Annotated in this window: 21 protein-coding genes; 14 read left to right on the plus strand and 7 right to left on the minus strand. The window is 66.1% G+C overall.

Translation table 11 applies throughout. The annotated features are described in order from the left end of the window. Positions 1-25: 25 nt before the first annotated feature. The 4 genes from mnmG to hemJ form a co-directional block, all read right to left on the minus strand. A complete protein-coding gene (gene mnmG / locus ACTZWT_RS16170) occupies positions 26-1,906 on the minus strand; it encodes a tRNA uridine-5-carboxymethylaminomethyl(34) synthesis enzyme MnmG (protein WP_444770701.1) in 1,881 nt (626 codons plus the stop codon). Between the two features lie 645 nt (positions 1,907-2,551). Beyond that, on the minus strand, positions 2,552-3,934 hold the full coding sequence (mnmE, locus tag ACTZWT_RS16175) for a tRNA uridine-5-carboxymethylaminomethyl(34) synthesis GTPase MnmE (protein WP_444770702.1): 1,383 nt from the start codon (positions 3,932-3,934) through the stop codon (positions 2,552-2,554). 107 nt (positions 3,935-4,041) lie between these two features. Further along, the gene (gene rho, locus ACTZWT_RS16180; RefSeq protein WP_011439294.1) at positions 4,042-5,307 is read right to left on the minus strand and encodes a transcription termination factor Rho; all 1,266 of its coding nucleotides are present in this window, start codon (positions 5,305-5,307) and stop codon (positions 4,042-4,044) included. A gap of 272 nt (positions 5,308-5,579) precedes the next feature. Continuing rightward, positions 5,580-6,020: a protoporphyrinogen oxidase HemJ gene (gene hemJ, locus ACTZWT_RS16185; protein ID WP_444770703.1), complete on the minus strand. Its 441-nt coding sequence runs from the start codon at positions 6,018-6,020 to the stop codon at positions 5,580-5,582. 453 nt (positions 6,021-6,473) lie between these two features. Between hemJ and ACTZWT_RS16190 the strand changes: the two genes are divergently transcribed. From ACTZWT_RS16190 to dnaQ, 4 genes are read left to right on the plus strand one after another with little or no spacing between them, the layout of a single operon-like run. Further along, positions 6,474-7,313, plus strand: a complete 840-nt coding sequence (locus ACTZWT_RS16190; RefSeq protein ID WP_444770965.1) for a pyruvate, water dikinase regulatory protein — start codon at positions 6,474-6,476, stop codon at positions 7,311-7,313. After that, on the plus strand, positions 7,310-7,918 hold the full coding sequence (locus ACTZWT_RS16195; RefSeq protein ID WP_444770704.1) for a Maf family protein: 609 nt from the start codon (positions 7,310-7,312) through the stop codon (positions 7,916-7,918). The genes ACTZWT_RS16190 and ACTZWT_RS16195 overlap by 4 nt, the downstream gene beginning before the upstream one ends. A gap of 53 nt (positions 7,919-7,971) precedes the next feature. Next, positions 7,972-8,571, plus strand: coding sequence for a dephospho-CoA kinase (gene coaE, locus ACTZWT_RS16200; RefSeq protein ID WP_444770705.1), 600 nt, complete (start codon positions 7,972-7,974; stop codon positions 8,569-8,571). Between the two features lie 32 nt (positions 8,572-8,603). After that, a complete protein-coding gene (dnaQ, locus tag ACTZWT_RS16205) occupies positions 8,604-9,299 on the plus strand; it encodes a DNA polymerase III subunit epsilon (RefSeq protein WP_444770706.1) in 696 nt (231 codons plus the stop codon). A gap of 136 nt (positions 9,300-9,435) precedes the next feature. Here dnaQ and secB read toward each other — a convergent pair whose 3' ends face one another. Beyond that, positions 9,436-9,918: a protein-export chaperone SecB gene (secB, locus tag ACTZWT_RS16210; protein ID WP_444770707.1), complete on the minus strand. Its 483-nt coding sequence runs from the start codon at positions 9,916-9,918 to the stop codon at positions 9,436-9,438. 455 nt (positions 9,919-10,373) lie between these two features. Between secB and ACTZWT_RS16215 the strand changes: the two genes are divergently transcribed. The 3 genes from ACTZWT_RS16215 to ACTZWT_RS16225 are packed head-to-tail and all read left to right on the plus strand — an operon-like array spanning position 10,374 to position 13,223. Next, on the plus strand, positions 10,374-11,081 hold the full coding sequence (locus tag ACTZWT_RS16215; RefSeq protein WP_444770708.1) for a Tim44/TimA family putative adaptor protein: 708 nt from the start codon (positions 10,374-10,376) through the stop codon (positions 11,079-11,081). 37 nt (positions 11,082-11,118) lie between these two features. After that, positions 11,119-12,624, plus strand: coding sequence for a murein transglycosylase A (gene mltA, locus ACTZWT_RS16220; protein ID WP_444770709.1), 1,506 nt, complete (start codon positions 11,119-11,121; stop codon positions 12,622-12,624). A 5-nt stretch (positions 12,625-12,629) separates the two neighbouring features. Further along, entirely contained in the window at positions 12,630-13,223 is a 594-nt protein-coding gene (locus ACTZWT_RS16225) for a Smr/MutS family protein (protein ID WP_444770710.1), read from the plus strand. 321 nt (positions 13,224-13,544) lie between these two features. Here the strand turns inward: ACTZWT_RS16225 and hslU are convergent, their stop codons facing one another. Together hslU and hslV are read right to left on the minus strand one after the other, a co-directional pair. After that, entirely contained in the window at positions 13,545-14,846 is a 1,302-nt protein-coding gene (hslU, locus tag ACTZWT_RS16230) for an ATP-dependent protease ATPase subunit HslU (protein WP_444770711.1), read from the minus strand. A 154-nt stretch (positions 14,847-15,000) separates the two neighbouring features. Next, positions 15,001-15,594 carry an ATP-dependent protease subunit HslV gene (gene hslV / locus ACTZWT_RS16235; RefSeq protein WP_444770712.1) on the minus strand — a complete coding sequence of 198 codons (594 nt, stop codon included), beginning with the start codon at positions 15,592-15,594 and terminating at the stop codon, positions 15,001-15,003. A gap of 192 nt (positions 15,595-15,786) precedes the next feature. Between hslV and hisB the strand changes: the two genes are divergently transcribed. The 7 genes from hisB to coaA all read left to right on the plus strand — a co-directional run bounded on the left by hisB (position 15,787) and on the right by coaA (position 20,679). Then, a complete protein-coding gene (gene hisB, locus ACTZWT_RS16240; protein WP_444770713.1) occupies positions 15,787-16,380 on the plus strand; it encodes an imidazoleglycerol-phosphate dehydratase HisB in 594 nt (197 codons plus the stop codon). Positions 16,381-16,408: 28 nt separating this feature from the next. Next, complete coding sequence (locus tag ACTZWT_RS16245) at positions 16,409-16,927, plus strand: DUF2628 domain-containing protein (RefSeq protein WP_444770714.1); 519 nt, start codon at positions 16,409-16,411, stop codon at positions 16,925-16,927. After that, entirely contained in the window at positions 16,924-17,574 is a 651-nt protein-coding gene (gene hisH / locus ACTZWT_RS16250) for an imidazole glycerol phosphate synthase subunit HisH (RefSeq protein ID WP_444770715.1), read from the plus strand. The genes ACTZWT_RS16245 and hisH overlap by 4 nt, the downstream gene beginning before the upstream one ends. A gap of 157 nt (positions 17,575-17,731) precedes the next feature. Beyond that, entirely contained in the window at positions 17,732-18,469 is a 738-nt protein-coding gene (hisA, locus tag ACTZWT_RS16255; RefSeq protein ID WP_444770716.1) for a 1-(5-phosphoribosyl)-5-[(5-phosphoribosylamino)methylideneamino]imidazole-4-carboxamide isomerase, read from the plus strand. Between the two features lie 9 nt (positions 18,470-18,478). Then, entirely contained in the window at positions 18,479-19,246 is a 768-nt protein-coding gene (hisF, locus tag ACTZWT_RS16260; RefSeq protein WP_444770717.1) for an imidazole glycerol phosphate synthase subunit HisF, read from the plus strand. Between the two features lie 55 nt (positions 19,247-19,301). Then, complete coding sequence (locus ACTZWT_RS16265) at positions 19,302-19,625, plus strand: phosphoribosyl-ATP diphosphatase (RefSeq protein ID WP_444770718.1); 324 nt, start codon at positions 19,302-19,304, stop codon at positions 19,623-19,625. A 97-nt stretch (positions 19,626-19,722) separates the two neighbouring features. Then, entirely contained in the window at positions 19,723-20,679 is a 957-nt protein-coding gene (gene coaA / locus ACTZWT_RS16270) for a type I pantothenate kinase (RefSeq protein WP_444770719.1), read from the plus strand. The last annotated feature ends 95 nt before the right edge of the window (positions 20,680-20,774 follow it).

The following is a 20,774-nucleotide window of genomic DNA, read 5'->3' on the forward strand; positions in this document are numbered from 1 at the left end:
GTGAAACAGCGGCCCATCCCCGCCCCTATCCCTCGCCGTCCGCCACCGTCGGCCGCTTGCGCGCTTCCCGGCGCAGATACGCCGCCAGGATGCCGAGCGCCGCGGGGGTGATGCCGTCTAAACGCCCCGCCTGCCCGACCGTCCGCGGCCGGTGCCGCTCCAGTCGGCCGCGCGCCTCGTTCGACAGGCCGGGGACCAGCGCATAGTCGATATCGGTCAGCAGCAGGCCCTCGTCGCGGCGGAAAGCGGCGACGTCGGCGATCTGGCGCTCCAGATAGACCGCATATTTGGCATCGATCTCGACATGCACGGCGATCGACGGCGCCACGGCGCCAAGTTCCGGCCAGATCGCCCTGACCTGCGGCCATTCGATCTCCGGATAGGACAACAGATCGAACGCCGAGCGCCGCTGGCCGTCGCGATTGAGCGCAAGCCCGTGCCTGGCGGCCTCGTTCGGCGTGATCGACAGCGATTGCGCCAGTGCTTTCGCCTCGGCCAACGCCGCCATCTTGCCGCGATGGAACGCCGCCCGCTCCGCCCCGATGCAGCCGAGCGCCAGACCCTTGTCGGTCAGCCGCTGATCGGCATTGTCGGCGCGCAGCGTCAGGCGATATTCCGCCCGCGAGGTGAACATCCGGTACGGCTCGGAGATGCCGCGGGTCACCAGATCGTCGATCATCACCCCGAGATAGCCGTCGGCGCGGTCGAACACGACACCATCGCCGCCGCCAGCCGACAGCGCGGCATTCAGCCCCGCCACCAGCCCCTGCGCAGCCGCCTCTTCATAGCCGGTGGTGCCGTTGATCTGTCCGGCGAGAAACAGCCCGCGCAACCGCCTGGTCTGCAACGTCGGCTCCAGTTCGCGCGGATCGACATGATCGTATTCGATCGCATAGCCCGGCCGCAGCATCACGGTCCGCTCCAGACCCGGGATCGTCTGCAGGATCGCGCGCTGCACCTCTTCGGGCAGCGAGGTCGAGATCCCGTTGGGATAGACCGTCGGATCGTCGAGCCCTTCCGGCTCGAGGAAGATCTGGTGGCCGTCGCGATCGCCGAATTTGACGATCTTGTCCTCGATCGACGGGCAATAGCGCGGCCCCGACGACTGGATCTGGCCGGAATACATCGGCGAGCGATGCACATTGGCGCGGATCACCTCATGGGTGGCCGGCATCGTCCGGGTGATGCCACATTCGATCTGCGGCGTGGTGATCGCCGGCGTCAGCACGGAAAACGGCTCGGGCGGATCGTCGCCCGGCTGCATCTCGACCGCGCCCCAATCGATGGTGCGGCCGTCGAGCCGCGGTGGCGTCCCGGTCTTGAGCCGGCCGAGCGCGAGACCCAGCGCCTCGAACGAGGCCGACAGGCCGAGCGCCGGCGCCTCGTCGATCCGGCCGGCCGGCCAGCTCCGCTCGCCGAGATGAATCAGCCCGCGCAGAAAGGTCCCGGTGGTGACGACGACCGCCCCGACGGTGAGTTCGCGGCCATCGGCGAGGCGAATTCCGGTGATCCGGCCGGCGTCGCGCAGCAGCGCGTCCGCCTCGCCTTCGATTACGCTCAGGTTGGCTGTGGCGCGGATCGCGGCCTGCATCGCGGCGGCGTAGAGCTTGCGGTCGGCCTGGGCGCGCGGCCCGCGCACCGCCGGGCCCTTGCGCCGGTTAAGCATCCGGAACTGAATGCCGCCGGCGTCGGCGACACGGCCCATCAATCCATCCAGCGCGTCGACCTCGCGGACCAGATGGCCCTTGCCGAGGCCGCCGATCGCCGGATTGCACGACATTGCGCCGATCGTGGCGAAGCGATGCGTCACAAGCGCGGTCGCCGCACCAAGCCGGGCTGCCGCAGCCGCAGCCTCACAGCCGGCATGGCCGCCGCCAATGACGATGACATCGTAGGAATTGCGCATGGCCGGCTTTGTAGCCCAGCTTTTGGCGGCTTTGAAGCGGTATCGGATTCGGCCGTGTTTCACGTGAAACGTGAGAGCTTCGGTCTGCGGTGGAATCAACCCGGGCGTCGCCCTCCCCCCTCACCACAGGCACAACGTCATGGTGAGGAGGCGCGAAGCGCCGTCTCGAACCATGGGCGGACGGGAATGGGTCGCCCTCCTTCGAGAGGCCCGGCTTCGCCGGGCTCCTCAGAACACTTCATCGACTGATTTATGCGGCCTTCGCGCGTGCAGAGTCGTCATCCTGAGGTGCGCGCGTAGCGCGCCTCTAAGGATGCGGCCCAGGCGCCTGCGGCTCATCCTTCGAGGCCGCCGCGCCGCGCACAGCGCGACCCGGCGGCACCTCAGGATGACGGCGGCAATTGGTCGCGAGCGCTAATTCCATCAAAACCGCTCCAGATGACGATTCAATTCATGGCAGGGTCAAATCGCTGCAAGCAATCGACGCGCAAGGCTTGTTTCACGTGAAACACGCCCGGCAAGCGGCCCACGGCGCAGCCATCGCGCCAGACCGCAGTCGAAGTCCGCGGTTCGGCCTGCCGGTCGGGCTTCGATCGGAACCTATAAAGAAATGAATATATTTATATTTCTATATTCCCGATGATCTCACTTGCCGATGCAGAACCGGCCGAAGATCTCTCCGAGCACATCTTCAACATCGACCCGTCCGAGCAGTCGCCCCAAGGCGCCCGCCGCCAGCCTGAGCTCCTCGGCCACCAGCTCCGGTCCCAATCCGCCTGCCATGCTGCACTGCAGCATTCCCGCAGCATCCTGCAGCAAGACGCGATGCCGGTGCCGACTGATCACTGCCGCCTCGCCGCCGCTCGCAAAATATTGCGCAGCAAACTCCCCGAGCGCCGCGATCAGATCGCCGACGCCATCGCCCCGTTTCGCCGAAATCGCGAACGTCGCCCTTGCGGCAGCATCGCCCTCGGTTTGCCACCGGTTTGCCGCAAGCCCAGCGCCGCCAGAATCGGCCCAACCGGTATCCACCTGCGGCCCAAGATCGATCTTGTTGCGCACCCGCCAGACCGGCGCGGAGCCCTCGACCGATGCGCCGGCCGCCCCGGCGTCGCCAAGCCACAACACCAGATCCGCCTCGGCCGCCCGCGCCCGCGCCCGCCGCACCCCTTCCTGCTCGACCGGGTCCTCGCTCTCGCGAATCCCGGCGGTGTCGATCACCGTCACCGGATAGCCGCCGAGATCGAGCTGCACCTCGATCACATCGCGCGTCGTGCCGGCATGCGGCGAGACGATCGCGACCTCGCGGCGCGCCAGCCGATTGATCAGCGTCGACTTGCCGACATTCGGCGGACCCGCGATCGCGACCACCAGGCCGTCCCGCAGCCGTTCGCTTTTGCCCTGTGCCGCAAGCACTTCTGCAATTTCATCGTGCAGCGCCGCGATCGTCCGCAACGCCGGCGCCATCAGTTCGCCCTGCACGTCGCCTTCGTCGGCAAAATCGATCCCCGCCTCGATCAGCGCCAGCGCCTCGATGATCTGCTGCCGCCAATGCCGCGCTCTGTCGCCGAGCAACCCGCCGAGCTGGCGCACCGCATGGCGCCGCTGTGCTTCGGTGTCGGCGTGGATCAGATCGTCGAGCCCCTCGGCTTCGGTGAGATCGAGCTTGCCGTTCTCGAACGCCCGCCGGGTGAACTCGCCCGGCTCCGCCGGCCGCACGTCGTCGAACGCCGCCAGCGCCTTGACGAGCGCGGCCAGCACCGCGCGGCCACCATGGATATGGAATTCAGCAACGTCCTCGCCGGTCGCGCTCGCCGGCGCGGCGAACCACAGCACCACGCACTCGTCGATAACGTCCTGATTCTGATCGCGAATCCGCACCAGCCGGGCGCTGCGCGGCGGCGGCAGCGAGCCCGTCAAAGCGGCCAACACCACGCCCGCTTGCGCCCCCGACACCCGCACAATCGCCAGCGCCGACGGCAACGGGCCCGACGCAAGCGCATAGATGGTCTGGTCGTTGGGATGCATCGGTCTGTCTTGCCGAGTGACGCCGACCGACGCAACGCTCAATCGCGCGCAGCAAAAAAGGCGCCCGTTTCGCGCGCCCTCGCAGACTTGCTCGAAGCTTCGGTCGATCAGGTATTCATCGACTCGAAGAATTCGGCGTTGTTCTTGGTGTTGCGCAGCTTGTCGAGCAGGAAGTCGATCGCGTCCATCGTGCCCATCGGATTGAGGATCCGGCGCAGCACATACATCTTCTTCAAGAGTTGCGGATCGGTGATCAGCTCTTCCTTGCGGGTGCCGGAGCGCGAGATGTCGATCGCCGGGAAGGTGCGCTTGTCCGAGACCTTGCGGTCGAGGATCAGCTCGGAGTTGCCGGTGCCCTTGAACTCTTCGAAGATCACTTCGTCCATGCGCGAGCCGGTGTCGACCAGCGCGGTGGCGATGATGGTGAGCGAACCGCCCTCTTCGATATTTCGGGCGGCGCCGAAAAAGCGTTTGGGCCGCTGCAGCGCATTGGCGTCGACGCCGCCGGTCAGCACCTTGCCGGAGGACGGCACCACCGTGTTGTAGGCCCGGCCCAGACGCGTGATCGAGTCGAGCAGGATGACGACGTCGCGGCCGTGTTCGACCAGCCGCTTGGCCTTCTCGATCACCATCTCGGCGACCTGGACGTGGCGCACCGCGGGTTCGTCGAAGGTCGAAGACACCACCTCGCCCTTCACCGAGCGCTGCATGTCGGTGACTTCTTCGGGCCGCTCGTCGATCAGCAGCACGATCAGATAGCATTCCGGATGGTTGGCGGTGATCGAATGGGCGATGTTCTGCATCAGCACGGTCTTGCCGGTGCGCGGCGGCGCGACGATCAGCGCGCGCTGGCCCTTGCCGATCGGCGCCACGATGTCGATGACCCGCGCCGACAGATCCTTGCGAGTCGGATCGTCGATCTCGAGACGGAAGCGCTCATCCGGAAACAGCGGCGTCAGATTGTCGAAATTGACCTTGTGCTTGGACTTCTCGGGGTCCTCGAAGTTCAGGGTGTTGACCTTCAAGAGCGCGAAGTAGCGTTCGCCTTCCTTCGGGCTGCGGATATGGCCCTCGATGGTGTCGCCGGTGCGCAGGCCGAAGCGGCGGATCTGCGACGGCGAGACGTAGATGTCGTCCGGACCCGGCAAATAGTTGGCATCCGGCGAGCGCAGAAAACCGAAGCCGTCGGAGAGAACCTCGACGACGCCTTCACCGATGATATCGGTCTCTTTGGCCGACAGCTGCTTCAGACAGGCGAACATCAGCTCCTGCTTGCGCATCGTGCTGGCGTTCTCGACCCCCAGCTCTTCGGCGAACGAGACGAGCTCGGCCGGCGTCTTGGCCTTGAGGTCTGAAAGTTTCATTTCCCGCATTGGGGTGGTCCTGTGGAAAAAACCGAGAGAGGGGATTCGTCAGCGGAAGAGAGCGGGGACTGGAAAATACAGAGAGGCCGCAGGTCTTCGGGTCGATGACGTCTTTGAGCAAGGAAGGTGCGGAGAGGCTTCAAACCCGATGCGGCGGCCGGTTCATACAAAACCAGATCGCAACCACATTCGCCTGCTTTAGGTGGGACAGCCGGACTATAGAAAATCGTCCGGCCGCACGCAAGGCGTTCAGCATCCGAACGCCGACCGATTTTGCGGCATCAGAACGGTTTGACGATCACGAAGATCACCGCCGCGATCATCAAAACCGTCGGCACCTCATTGATAACACGATAGAATTTATGCGTCCGCGTGTTCCGGTCTGCGGCGAAATCGCGCACATAGCGGCCCAGCATCAGGTGGATCACCGTCATCAGCACCACCGCGGCGAGCTTGGCGTGAAACCAGCCGGAGGTGAAAAAGCCCTGCTCCCAGGCGATCACCAGACCCGCCGCCCAGGCGACCATCATGGCCGGATTCATGATCGCCTTGTACAACCGGCGTTCCATGATCTTGAAGGTCTCGGACTGCACCGAGCCGATTTCGGCCGAGCAGTGATAGACGAACAGCCGTGGCATGTAGAGCATTCCGGCCATCCACGAGATCACCGCGACGACGTGCAGGGTCTTCACCCAAAGATAGATATCGGTCCAGTCGATCATCGGTCGCCCCACCGCCTGCGCGACAATCCCGAGCCCGTCGGGAACGCACCACCCGCGCAGCGCGTTACTCGAATGCTCGAATGCGGAGTTTTCCGCAAGCTCCACTCCTCTAAACAATATTTATAGATTCTTAGGGTTTGAGTCGTAGTGAACGTGGATTGTGCCGGCGCAACAGACGCTCCGGCTTGTCCTTGCACGATCCACATGTGCACAGCCTAGGGGCGCCGTCCGCCAGGATCGGCCCGACCCTTGGCCTATGGGCGTTTGCGCGGCCGTCCCGGCCTCTTTATCAAGAGACAAATCCACATTCGCCCGCTAACCTCGACGCCATCCCGTGACGATTTCCTCACCCGAGGCCTGTGAAGAAAAAACCGGGTTATCCCGCCCGCGCCGGCCGCGGGGCCGCCAATTGGCGACTTTCGCCCCGTTGTTCACAGGATACACAGGGTCATGATGCTGACCGACGGCAGCTATTTTCACCTCCATCTGGTGTCGGATTCGACCGGCGAAACCCTGATCACGGTGTCCCGCGCGGTCGCGGCCCAATACGCCAATGTCAACGCGGTGGAGCACGTCTACCCGCTGGTGCGCAGCCAGAAGCAGCTCGACCGCGTGCTGCAGGAGATCGAGGAATCGCCCGGCATCGTGCTGTTCACGCTGCTGGAGGGCGAGTTGGTCAGCCGGCTCGAGGCCAAGTGCCAGGAGATCAACAGCCCGAGCCTGTCGATCATCGGCCCGGTGATGCAGCTGTTCGAGGCCTATCTGGGCGCCTCCACCACCGGCCGGGTCGGCGCGCAGCACACCTTGAATGCGGAATATTTCAAGCGCATCGACGCGCTGAACTATTCGATGATGCACGATGACGGCCAGCACGTCGAAGGGCTGGAAGAGGCCGACGTGGTGCTGGTCGGGGTGTCGCGCACCTCGAAGACGCCGACCTCGATCTATCTCGCCAATCGCGGCATCCGGACCGCCAACGTGCCGCTGGTCGCGGGCATTCCGATTCCGCATCAGCTCGAAACCCTGAAGAAGCCGCTGGTGGTCAGCCTGCACGCATCGCCCGAACGGCTGATCCAGGTGCGGCAGAACCGGTTGCTCAGCCTCGGCGCCGGCACCGGCAACGACTCCTATATCGACCGCCAGTCCGTCACCGACGAGGTGTTGCTGGCGCGCAAGCTCAGCGCCAAATATGGCTGGTCACTGCTCGACGTCACCCGCCGGTCGATCGAGGAAACCGCCGCCGCAATCATGAAACTGCTCGCCGATCGTCAACGCCAGAGGATGTCCGAATGACGCTGTGGCTCGGTCCGGGGCCGCTGGTGCTGGCGTCGCAGAGCCGCGCCCGGCAGGCGCTGTTGAGCAATGCGGGGATTCCGTTCGATGCGATCCCCGCCGACATCGACGAACGCGGCATCGCGGCAGCCTCGGGTCTGTCGGCACCGGGCGAGATCGCCGCGCTGCTGGCGCAGGAGAAGGCTGCATTCGTCTCGAATCATCATCCCGGCCGTCTGGTGCTCGGCGCCGACCAGACGCTGGCGCTGGGCGCGCGCGGTTTCAACAAGCCGGCCGATCGCAACGAGGCGGCGAAGCAATTGCGCGAGCTCGCCGGCCGCCGCCACGAACTGCATTCGGCGATCGCCCTGGTGCGCAACGGCGTCACGCTGTTCGCCGAGGTCACGATCGCGCGGATGACGATGCGGCCGCTGAGCGACGAGGACATCGCGGCGTATCTCGACGAGGCCGGCGACAAGGCGATGTCCAGCGTCGGCGGCTATCAGGTCGAAGGCCTCGGCGTGCATCTGTTCGACGGCATCCATGGCGACCATTTCACGATTCTGGGCCTGCCGCTGTTGCCCCTGCTGGGCTTTCTGCGTAGCCAGAAACTGCTGGCGTTCTAGCGCCGCGCGAGAACAAACGCGTCGAATACAATCCGGACGAGGGAGTGGGACGAATGCTGGTGCTGGGGCTCACCGGGTCGATCGGGATGGGGAAATCCACCACCGCGAAACTGTTCGGCGAGGCCGGCATACCGGTCTACGACGCCGACGCCACCGTGCATAAGATCTACGAGGGCGAAGCCGTGGCGGCGATCGAGGCGGCGTTTCCGGGCACCACCATCGACGGCAAGGTCGACCGCCAGCGGCTGTCGGCGAAGGTCGTTCACGACGCCGACGCGATGAAGCGGCTGGAGCAGATCGTGCATCCGATGCTGCGCTCGCATCACCAGAATTTCCTCGACGACGCCGAATCGTCGGGCGCGCCGGTCGCGGTGGTCGACGTGCCGCTGCTGTTCGAAACCGGCGGCGAGAAGCGGGTCGATGCGGTGGTGGTCGTCACCACCTCGCCTGAGGTGCAGCGCGAGCGCATCCTCGCGCGTGAGAACATGACGCCCGAAAAGCTCGATGCCATTCTGGCGCGGCAGATGCCCGACGCCGAAAAGCGCAAGCGCGCGGATTTCCTGGTGGATACTTCGTTCGGACTCGACCCGGTGCGGGCGCAGATCCGTGAAATCCTCGACGCGGCTGCTAGGATGCCCCGCCGGCGGCCCTGATTCGCCAGCTCACGAAGACCGGCTGTTCCACGATGCGCGAAATCGTTCTCGATACCGAAACCACCGGCCTCGATCCGCTGCGCGGCGACCGGCTGGTCGAGATCGGCTGCGTCGAGATCTACAACCGGATGCCGACCGGGCAGACCTTCCACCGCTACATCAATCCGGAACGCGACGTGCCGGCTGAAGCCTTCGCGGTGCACGGGCTGTCGAGCGAGTTCCTGGCCGACAAGCCGCTGTTCGCGCAGGTGGTCGACGAATTCCTGGAGTTCATCGGCGACGACCCGCTGGTGATCCACAACGCCTCGTTCGACGCCGGGTTTCTCAACGCCGAACTGGCGCGGCTGTCGCGCGGCGCGATTCCGCGCGAGCGGCTGGTCGACACGCTGCTGCTGGCACGGCGCAAGCATCCGGGCGTGTCGAACCGGCTCGACGATCTGTGCTCGCGCTATGCGATTGACAATTCCCGGCGCACCAAGCACGGCGCGCTGCTCGACGCCGAATTGCTGGCCGAGGTCTATATCGATCTGATCGGCGCGCGGCAGTCACAGCTGATTCTGGCCGAGGTGCCGTCGGACCGGGGCGGCGCGGGCGGCGACACGCCCCGCCGACCGCGGCCGACCCCGCTCGCGCCGCGGGTCACCGAGCCCGACCGCGAGGCGCATGCCGCCTTCATCGCCACCATGGGCGACAAGGCGATCTGGAACGAGTATCGCCCCGGCGCGTGAGCGGCGCAGATCCACAATCCCGTCATGCCCGGGCTTGTCCCTGGCATCCACGACCCGATGCATCGACCCCAAAAACGTGGATGGCCGGGACAAGCCCGGCCATGACGAAGTTTCAGATGTCTGTTCGGGCCGGGAGTTAGCTCGGCTGGCCCTGCTGCTGCGCCGACTGGCGGTCGATGTTCTGGCGATACAGGCCGACGAAATCGACCGGATCGAGCATCAGCGGCGGGAAGCCGCCGTCACGGACGGCGCTGGCGATGATCTCGCGGGCGAACGGAAACAGCAGCCGCGGGCATTCGATCATGATCAGCGGGTGCAGGTTCTCCTCGGGCACATTGACGATCCGGAAAACGCCCGCATAGGCCAGCTCGAAGCTGAACAGCACGGTGCTGCCGGATTCGGCCTTGCCCTCGATCGACAGCGTGACCTCGAATTCGTTCGCCGCGAGGTTGTTGGCGCCGACATTGATCTGGATGTTGATCGCCGGCTGGTTCTGCTGCGGCGCCAGCGAGGCCGGGGCGTTCGGGTTCTCGAACGACAGGTCCTTGGTGTACTGCGCCAGCACGTTGAGCTGCGGCGGAGCGCCGGCTTCCGGAGGCGTGCCGTTTCCGTTGGTCATCGAAATCTCTCCTGAAGCGTGTGCGGGAAACTGCGGCCGGCGATACGGCGGCATTCACGCGAATGGCGGGTGATGCTGTCGGCGAGTGGCTATCATAGGCCTGCGGCCATCCACAAGGTGGACCGAAGCAGCAGCCGGGCGGGCGCTGCGGGCCGGCCGGCGGCGCCGGAATCCCCGTTGCCGGGCCGCACGGGCGCCTAAATCGCTGGCGGAATGAACTTTCTTACAATGATCCGGTTTCCCCGTTGCGCCGAAGCGCCTACATTCGAACCACCAACGCCCGGCCTGGCGCGCGACGGGACTTGCCAACCCGGTTGGCTGTGCCAAAACGCGCCATTGGCTGGGTCAGGTTCCTCACTACATGTGAGGGCCGGCCCCGCATCGTCATTCTGGGCCGTCGCGCCGCAGGTGCAGACCGCACCCGCAGGCCGGCGCTGATGAGAAAGTGAAGCGACGTGGATATCTACACCATCATCTTCCTTGCGCTTGCGGTGTTCATCTTCCTGCGTCTGCGCAACGTACTTGGTCAGCGGACCGGAAGCGAACGCCCGCCGTTCGACCGCGCCGCGGCGCGCGACATGATTCCGGGCAAGCAGGACACCAATGTCGTGTCGATGCCGGGCTCGGTGATCGATCAGGCCCCGACTGCCCCGAGCGCCGACGTGGTTCCGCCGTCGGATCGCTGGAAGGGCATCGCCGAGCCGGATTCGCCGCTGGAGCATGGTCTCAACGCGGTGTTCACCCAGGACTCGTCGTTCGACGCCAACCATTTTCTCGCCGGCGCCAAGGGCGCCTATGAGATGATCGTGATGGCGTTCGCCAATGGCGACCGGCGGTCGTTGAAGGATCTGCTGTCGAGCGAGGTCTATGAGAGCTTCGAGGCCGCGATCAAGGATCGCGAGAAGAACGACCTGAAGACCGAGACCCGTTTCGTCGCGATCGAGAAAGCCGAACTGCTGGGCGCCGAGGTGCGCGATCACATCGCCCAGCTCACGGTGAAGTTCGTGTCGCAGATGATCTCGGTCACCCGCGACAAGGCCGGCGCCGTCGTCGACGGCAGCCCGGACAAGGTCGCCGACATCACCGACGTTTGGACCTTCGCCCGCGACATCAGCTCGCGCGATCCGAACTGGAAGCTGGTTGGCACGGGAAACGGCCTCTAGCGCGCAGGGCGCATCGCGCTCTGCCTGGGCGCGCGGCGTGCTCGCCGCCGCCTTGCTGTTGGCGCCGGCCGCCGTCGAAGCCGGGCCGCGCCACCAGAATTCCTCCGGGCATCATTCTTCCGGGCATCATTCTTCCGGGCATCACGCCAAGAGCCACCATGCCGCCGCGCACAAGCGGCATGGCAAGCCGGTCTGGCCGATCGAAATCCCCGGTGGCCAATATGCCCCGGTGAAATGGGATCAGGTCGCCGGCTGGGATTCCGACGATCATCTCGCCGCCTTCAGGACATTTCGTGCGAGCTGCCGGCCGATCGTGGCGCGCCGCAAGCCGGTCGCCGACACCAAGGCGCTTGGATCGTCGCTGGCCGAACCCTGCCGCGCCGCACGCGCCGCCGAGATCTCCGACGCCTCCCACGCCCGCCGTTTCTTCGAACGGCACTTCCTGCCGCTGCAGATCTCGCGGGTCGGTGAGGACGCCGGATTCGTCACAGGTTACTACGAGCCGATCGTCGACGGCTCGCGGGTCAAGACCGACGTCTACAATGTGCCGGTGTATCGGCGGCCGTCGAACCTTTTCGTCCGCGGCTATTCGCAGGGCGCCGGCCTGCCGAATGGTGGACCGGTGTATCGCAAGATCGGCCGGCGCAAGCTGGTGCCGTATTACGATCGCGCCGAAATCGAGGACGGCGCCATCGCCGGCCGCGGACTGGAAATCTGCTGGCTGAAGAGCCAGACCGATCTCTTGTTCTCGCAGATTCAGGGCTCGGCCCGGGTCAGGCTCGAGGACGGAAGCTTCGTTCGCATCAATTACGACGCCCACAACGGCTATCCCTACACCCCGGTCGGCCGCATCCTGATCGATCGCGGCATCATCCCGAAAGAGCAGATGTCGATGCAGCGCATCCGAGAATGGATGGACGCCAATCCGGGCGGCGCCGGCGAGCTGCGGCGGGCGAACCGCTCCTATGTGTTCTTCCGCGAGGTCAAGCTGAAGGACGACGACGAGGCGGTCGGCGCGCAGGGCGTGCCGCTGACGCCGGGCCGCTCGATCGCGGTCGACAAGGCGCTGCACGTCTACGGCACGCCGTTCTTCATCACCGGCGAACTGCCGGTCGAGGCTCCCGACGCCAAGACGCCGTTCCGCCGCCTGATGGTGGCGCAGGACACCGGCTCGGCGATCATCGGCCCGGCGCGCGCAGATCTGTATTTCGGCGCCGGGACGGAGGCGGGCGCGGTCGCCGGGCGGATGCGGCATCCGATCAGCTTCGTGATGCTGCTGCCCAACAGCCTCGATCCGGTGGCGCGCGGGCGCACCATGCCGCTGCCCGAACCGCGGCCGTCGGCAAGGATCGCCAAACTGTATCCGCAGACGCCCGCCGGGAAACCGCAAGAGGCCGCCGCGAACGACAAGCCGGCGTCGGCCGCAGTCGCGGATCAGGCCGTTCCGACGCCGCAGGCGCGGCCGGATGCGGCGCCGGTGGCCGCGCCGAAGCGAACGCATCGCCCGCATCACCGGCATCATCGACACCGACGTCATCGCTGACGCCGATGAAACGCTTCGTGCCACCACTCGACCCGCCCGCCACGCCGCGCCGCAAGCGCAGCCTGAGCGAGGAGGAGCGCGTGCTGTGGGACAGCGTGGCGAAGCAGGTCAAGCCGCTGCGCGGCCGCCCGCGACTGACCCGGATCGAACTGCCGGCGGCTCCGTCGGATACGCCCGTCGCGAAACCGCCGCCCCCGCCGTCGCAACAGCCGATCAAGCGACCGGTCAAGCTGGCGACGCCGATGAGCCCGCCGCCGCTGGCCTCGCTCGGACGGCGCGAACGCAGCCATCTGTCGCGCGGCCGCAAGGATATCGACGCGCGTATCGATCTGCACGGCATGACCCAGGCGCGCGCGCATCACGCGCTGCTGCGCTTCCTGCAGGGCGCCAGCCATGATGGGCTGAGCTTCGTGCTGGTGATCACCGGCAAAGGCGCGAGGCTCGGCGGCGATCCGGAACGCGGCGTGCTCCGTCGCCAGGTGCCGCAATGGCTGAGCCTGCCGGAATTCCGCACCTACGTCGTCGGCTTCGACGAAGCCGCAATCGGCCATGGCGGCGAAGGCGCGCTGTATGTACGGGTGCGACGCGCGCGCGGTTAGTCCTCCAGATCCTCGCTCGTTCATCTGCGGACCAAGTCACATGCACCGTCATCACCCGCGGAAGCGGGTGATCCAGTACTGCAGAGAAGTTGTTACTTAACAGCAGCGCCCTGGAATACTGGGTCGCCCGGTCAAGCCGGGCGATGACTGTTGGAAACTTGGCGGCGCCTTGCTGACGGCTCCAACTCCCGTCATTGCCGGGCTTGACCCGGCAATCCATCTTCTCGCGAGAGCGATGGATCCGCGGGTCAAGCCCGGCGGATGACGCTGAGACGTGGTGAGGCGCCCTGCGTTCGTCAGCTCGAGCCGACGGCTACTACCCTACAGAATGAACCGGCTCAGATCGGTGTTCTTCGCCAGGTCGCCGACGTTCTTCTGGACGTAGTCGGCGTCGATCCGGATGGTGTCGCCGTTGCGGTCGGGGGCGGCGAAGGAGATCTCGTCGAGCACGCGCTCCATCACCGTCTGCAGCCGCCGCGCGCCGATGTTCTCGACGCTGGAATTCACCGCGACCGCGACATCGGCGAGCGCGTCGATGGCGTCGTCGCCGAATTCCAGCGTCACGCCTTCGGTCTGCAGCAGCGCGACATACTGCTTGATCAGCGAGGCTTCCGGCTCGGTCAGGATCCGGCGCATGTCGTCGCGGGACAGCGCATTGAGCTCGACCCGGATCGGCAGCCGGCCCTGCAATTCCGGCAACAGATCGGACGGCTTGGCGATGTGGAACGCGCCCGAGGCGATGAACAGGATGTGATCGGTTTTCACCGCGCCGTGCTTGGTGGCGACTGTGGTGCCCTCGATCAGCGGCAGCAGATCGCGCTGCACGCCCTCGCGCGAGACCTCGCCGCCGCTGCGGCCGTCGCGCACGCAGATCTTGTCGATCTCGTCGAGGAACACGATGCCGTTGTTCTCGACCACATTGATCGCTTCCTGCACCAGCTGATCGTCGTCGAGCAGCTTGTCGGCTTCCTCGTTGACGAGGATGTCGTGCGAATCGACCACGGTGAGTCGGCGCGTCTTGGTGCGCCCGCCCATCTTGCCGAAAATGTCGCCGATCGAGATTGCGCCGATTTGGCCGCCCGGCATGCCGGGTATCTCGAACATCGGCGAGCCGCTGCCCGCCTGGGTCTCGACCTCGATCTCCTTGTCGTCGAGTTCGCCGGAGCGCAGCCTGCGGCGAAACGAATCCCGCGTCGCCGGGCTCGATCCGGGACCGACCAGCGCATCGAGCACACGCTCCTCGGCGGCGATCTGGGCGCGCGCCTGCACGTCCTTGCGCTTCTTCTCGCGGACCTGCGCGATCGCCACTTCCACCAGATCGCGGATGATCTGCTCGACGTCGCGGCCGACATAACCGACCTCGGTGAATTTGGTGGCCTCGACCTTGAGGAACGGCGCGTTGGCGAGCTTCGCCAGCCGGCGCGCGATCTCGGTCTTGCCGACCCCGGTCGGGCCGATCATCAGGATGTTCTTCGGCAGCACTTCTTCGCGCAGCGCGCCTTCGAGCTGCAGCCGCCGCCAGCGGTTGCGCAGCGCGATGGCGACCGCGCGCTTGGCGTCGGCCTGGCCGACGATGAAGCGGTCGAGTTCGGAAACGATTTCGCGGGGAGAGAAGTCGGTCATGATTCTACTTCTTTCCCTCTCGCCTTGTGGGAGAGGGTGGCGCGGACGAAGTCCGTGCCGGGTGAGGGGTGTCGCGAGACGGAGAGGCTGCCCCTCACCCGCCCTCGCTTCGCTCGGGCACCCTCTCCCACAAGGCGAGAGGGGAAGAAACCGGTCACGCGGTCAACGTCTCGAGAGTCAGATTGCGGTTGGTGTAGACGCAGATGTCGGCGGCGATATCGAGCGCCTTGCGGACGATGGTCTCGGCGTCCTGGTCGGTGTCGGCGAGCGCGCGCGCCGCGGCCAGCGCGTAATTGCCGCCCGAGCCGATCGCCATCACGCCGTATTCCGGCTCCAGCACGTCGCCGGTGCCGGTCAGCACCAGCGAGACGTCCTTGTCGGCGACGATCATCATCGCTTCCAGCCGGCGCAGATAGCGGTCGGTGCGCCAGTCCTTGGCGAGCTCGACTGCGGCGCGGGTGAGCTGTCCCGGATATTGCTCGAGCTTGGCCTCCAGCCGCTCGAACAGCGTGAAGGCGTCGGCGGTAGCGCCGGCGAAGCCGCCGATCACGTCTCCCTTGCCGAGCTTGCGGACCTTCTTGGCGTTGGCCTTGATCACGGTCTGGCCGATCGAGACCTGGCCGTCGCCGCCGATCACCACCTTGCCGCCCTTGCGGACGGTGAGGATGGTGGTGCCGTGCCAGACCTGAGGCGAGCCTTCTGGCGAGCCTTGGGGCCAGCCTTGGCCCGTAGCGGAATACATCGTCATAGGAACCCTTTCGCGAGCGCTGATCTAGGCACTGTGAGGCCGGCTTGCAAACCGGCGGACGATCGGCCGCGGCGGACGCGCAAAATCCGGTCACCATAGGACGAAGATCGGGGCGCGGCCGCGGCCCCCGCAGTAGCGAAGGCGTCACCAGCCTGTTACAAGGACGGCGTTTTTTACCGGAGAGCCCGCTTCATGCGCACGGCCACGATCAAGCGCAAGACCAAGGAGACCGACATCGAGGTGACCGTCAACCTCGACGGCGCCGGCGTGTCCAATGCGGCGACCGGGATCGGCTTCTTCGACCATATGCTCGATCTCTTGGCCAAGCACTCCCGGATCGACATCAACGTGAAGGCGGTGGGCGACCTGCATGTCGATTTCCACCACACCACCGAGGATGTCGGCATCGCGCTCGGCCAGGCGGTCAGGCAGGCGCTCGGCAACATGGCGGGCATCACCCGCTATGCCAGCATGCTGATGCCGATGGACGAGACGCTCACGCGGGTGGTGATCGACGTCTCCGGCCGGCCGTTCCTGGTGTTCAAGGCGGACTTTCCGCGCGACAAGATCGGCGAATTCGACACCGAGCTGGTGCGCGAGTGGTTCCAGGCTTTCGCGATGAATGCGGGCGTGACTCTGCACGTCGAAACCCTATATGGCGTGAACAGCCACCATATCGCCGAATCCTGCTTCAAGGGTCTGGCGCGGGCGCTGCGCGCCGCGGTGGCGATCGATCCGCAGGCGGCGGGCGAAGTGCCCTCGACCAAGGGGCAGCTCGGCGGCTAGGGCGCCGTCCATCGGCGGAGAAGGCAAAATGCCGGTCTACACAGTCCATGCGCCGCCGTCGGTCGACGACGAGCGCGGTGCCAAGCCGGAGCGCTTCATTTTCGTGCGCGACGGGTTCTATGTCTGGGCGTTCGTGTTCGGGCCGCTGTGGCTGCTGACGCGCCGGCTCTGGCTGGCGCTGCTCGGCTATCTGGTGGTGATTGTGGCGATGACGGTCGCGCTGGCGGCGCTGCGCGTCGGCGCCGGTCCCCGCTTCGTCGTGATGCTGCTGATGGCGCTGCTGCTCGGCCTCGAGGCCGCCAGCCTGTGGCGCTGGACGTTGAGGCGGCGCGGCTGGCGCCAGCTCGACGTGGTGATCGGCGACGATCTGCCCAGCGCCGAGCGCCGCTTCTTCGACCGCTGGACCAGCCGGCAGTCGACGCCGGTGGGCTTTTCGTTTCCGGTCGACCGCGGCGCGCCGCCGCCGACCCGTAGCGTGCCGATGCCGTCGTCGTCGATCTATGGCGATATCGTCGGCTCGTTCCCGCGCCCGGGATCGTCGCGATGAGCGTGGCCATCGTCGATTACGGCTCCGGCAATCTGCACTCCGCCGCGAAGGCGTTCGAGCGCGCCGCGCGGAGCATGGAAGTCCCCGAAAAGATCATCGTCACCCGCGATCCGGAGCAGGTGTTTCGCTCCGATCGCGTGGTGCTGCCGGGCGTCGGCGCCTTCGCTGATTGCCGCAAGGGGCTCGACGCGATCGACGGCATGGTCGAGGCGCTGAACGAGACGGTGCGGGTCAAGGCGCGGCCGTTCTTCGGCATCTGCGTCGGCATGCAGCTGATGGCGACCCGCGGCAAGGAGCACGTCACCACCGACGGGCTCGACTGGATTCCCGGCGACGTCGTCAGGATCGCGCCGAACCAGGACGACCTGAAGATCCCGCATATGGGCTGGAATACGCTCGACGTGATGCAGGACCATCCGGTGCTGGAGCGGCTGCCGCTCGGGCCGAAGGGCCTGCATGCCTACTTCGTGCATTCCTTCCACCTCGCCGCGCAGAGCGAAGCCGACGTGCTGGCGCGCGCCGACTACGGCGGCCCGGTCACCGCGGTGGTCGGTCGCGACACCATGCTGGGCACCCAGTTTCACCCCGAGAAAAGCCAGCGTTTCGGGCTGGCGCTGATCTCGAACTTTCTGAAGTGGAAGCCGTGATGGGCTTTCGCGCTCACCACGACACTGCCGTCACCCTGAGATGCCGTCGCGCAGCGACGGCCTCGAAGGGTGGCCGCGTTGACCGCGACAGCATCCTTCGAGGCGCACCGCTTGCGCGGCGCGCACCTCAGGATGACGCCGGAACAGGTTGCCATTCATGATTCTCTTCCCCGCGATCGATCTCAAGAACGGCCAGTGCGTGCGGCTCGAACAGGGCGACATGGCGCGCGCGACCGTGTTCAACCTCGACCCGGCCGCGCAGGCGAAGAGCTTTGCGGCGCAGGGCTTTCAGTATCTGCACGTGGTCGACCTCGATGGCGCCTTCGCCGGCAAGCCGATGAACGCCCAGGCCGTGGAATCGATGCTGAAAGTGGTCTCGATGCCGGTGCAACTCGGCGGCGGCATCCGCGACCTCGCGACAGTCGAGGCTTGGCTGTCGAAAGGCATCGCCCGCGTCATCATCGGCACCGCCGCGGTGCGAGACCCGGCACTGGTGAAGGAGGCCGCCAAGTCCTTTCCCGGTCGCGTCGCGGTCGGCCTAGATGCCCGCGACGGCAAGGTCGCGGTCGAAGGCTGGGCGGAGAGCTCGCAGGTCACCGCGCTGGAGATCGCCCAACGCTTCGAGGACGCCGGCGTCGCCGCGATCATCTTCACCGACATCGCCCGCGACGGTCTGCTGAAAGGCATCAACTGGGACGCGACGATCGCGTTGGCCGAAGCCATCAGCATTCCGGTGATCGCCTCCGGCGGTCTCGCGTCGATCGAAGACGTGAAAGCGATGCTGAGCCCGCATGCGCAAAAGCTCGAAGGCGCGATCGCCGGCCGGGCGCTGTATGACGGCCGGCTCGATCCGGCCGAAGCGCTGGCGCTGATCGGCGCCGCCAGGGCGGCTTGAGGACGAGCGATGTTCAAGGTCCGCGTCATTCCCTGCCTCGACGTCAAGGACGGCCGCGTCGTCAAGGGCGTCAATTTCGTCGATCTGCGCGACGCCGGCGACCCCGTCGAGGCGGCGATCGCCTATGACGCCGCCGGCGCCGACGAACTGTGCTTCCTCGACATCACCGCCACCCATGAGAACCGCGGCATCATGCTGGACGTGGTGCGGCGGACGGCCGAGGCCTGCTTCATGCCGGTGACGGTCGGCGGCGGCGTCCGCACCGTCGACGACATCAAGACGCTGCTGCGCTCCGGTGCCGACAAGGTGTCGATCAATTCGGCAGCCGTGGCGCGGCGCGAATTCGTCAAGGAAGCCGCGGAGAAGTTCGGCGACCAGTGCATCGTGGTGGCGATCGACGCCAAGCGCGTGCCGGGACGGGACCGTTGGGAGATCTTCACCCATGGCGGCCGCAAGGGCACCGGCATCGACGCCATCGAGTTCGCGCAGGAAGTGGTGTCGCTCGGCGCCGGCGAAATCCTGCTGACCTCGATGGATCGCGACGGCACCAGGGCAGGCTTCGACCTGCCGTTGACCCGCGCGATCGCCGACAGCATCGCGGTCCCGGTGATCGCCTCGGGCGGCGTCGGCAATCTCGATCATTTGGTCGACGGCATCCGCGAAGGCCACGCCACGGCGGTGCTGGCGGCGTCGATCTTCCATTTCGGCGAGTACACCATTCGGCAGGCCAAGGATCATATGGTTCGCTGCGGGCTGCCGATGCGGCTCGATCCCTAGATTCGGGCCGGCGGAGACGGTAGTCTCGCACCGGCAGAACCGGCAGAGTAGGCGTATGGCCCGTTTCACCCTTCACGATCTCGAAGCCACCATCGAGGCCCGCGCGGCTGCGGGCGGCGAGGCGTCCTACACCCGGAAACTGCTCGACAAAGGCGCGCAGCATTGCGCCAAGAAATTCGGCGAGGAGGCCGTGGAGCTGGTGATCGCGACGGTCGAGAACGATCGCGACCATCTGATTGCCGAAGCCGCCGACGTGATGTTCCATATGCTGGTGCTGCTGAAGGCGCGCGGCGTGACGCTCGACGAGGTCGAGGCGGCGCTGGGGCAGCGCACCGCGATGTCGGGGCTGGAGGAGAAGGCGTCGCGCAAGCGCGAATAGCGCGTCGGGCGAAGCGATACCGGTTACAGAATTTCTTCGGCCGCAGCGGCCGCAACAACAACAAAAGCCGGCAACGGAACAAGGCGAGGACCACGCGATGGATGCCAGGTCGGAACTGCACCACTACAACCCGTACCGGGTATTCTCGCGGTCGGAGTGGGCCAATCTGCGTCAGGATACGCCGATGACGCTCGACGCCAACGAGGTCTCGACGCTGCGCTCGCTGCACGACCGGCTCGACCTTTCCGAGGTCGAGGAAATCTATCTGCCAATGTCGCGGCTGCTGTCGATCCATGTTGGCGCAATGCAGCATTTGTACTACGCGCAGCGCCGCTTCCTCGGTGTGGTCGAGCGCAAGATGCCCTACATCATCGGCGTCGCCGGTTCGGTCGCGGTCGGCAAGTCGACCACCGCGCGCGTGCTGCAGGCGCTGCTGGCGCGCTGGTCGCCGCGGCCGAAGGTCGACCTGATCACCACCGACGGCTTCCTGCATCCCAACGCGGTGCTGGAGCGCGCCGGGCTGATGCAGAAGAAGGGCTTTCCGGAAAGCTACGATCTGCCGGCGCTGTTGGCGTTTCTCAGTGATATCAAGTCGGGCCGCCGCAAGGTCCGCGCGCCGATCTACTCGCATCTCACCTACGATATCGTGCCGAACAAGTTCGCGGTGGTGGATCGGCCGGACATCCTGATCGTCGAAGGCGTCAACGTGCTGCAAACCGGCCGGCTGCCGCGCGACGGCAAGGCGGTGCCGGTGGTGTCGGACTTCTTCGACTTCTCGGTGTATATCGACGCCGACGAGCCGGTGCTGCGCGACTGGTACATCCGTCGTTTTCTGGCGCTGCGCGACACCGCGTTCCACGACCCGCGATCGTATTTCCACCGCTACGCGCCGTTGTCGGATGAGGAAGCCACCGCGACCGCGATCGCGATCTGGGAACGCACCAACCTCGCCAATCTCGAGGACAACATCCTGCCCACGCGCCCGCGCGCGACGCTGATCCTGAAGAAGGGCGCCGATCACGTGGTGGATTCGGTCGCGCTGCGGCGGCTTTAGAGCGATCCACCGGCCGTCATCCGCGGGCTCGACCCGCGGATCCATCGCGCGCGAAGCGTGCCATCGAAGAATTTTTCGAAGAGGATGGATTGCCG

Origin of the sequence: Rhodopseudomonas sp. NSM (assembly GCF_052445935.1) — a bacterium.
Classification (GTDB): Bacteria; Pseudomonadota; Alphaproteobacteria; order Rhizobiales; family Xanthobacteraceae; genus Rhodopseudomonas.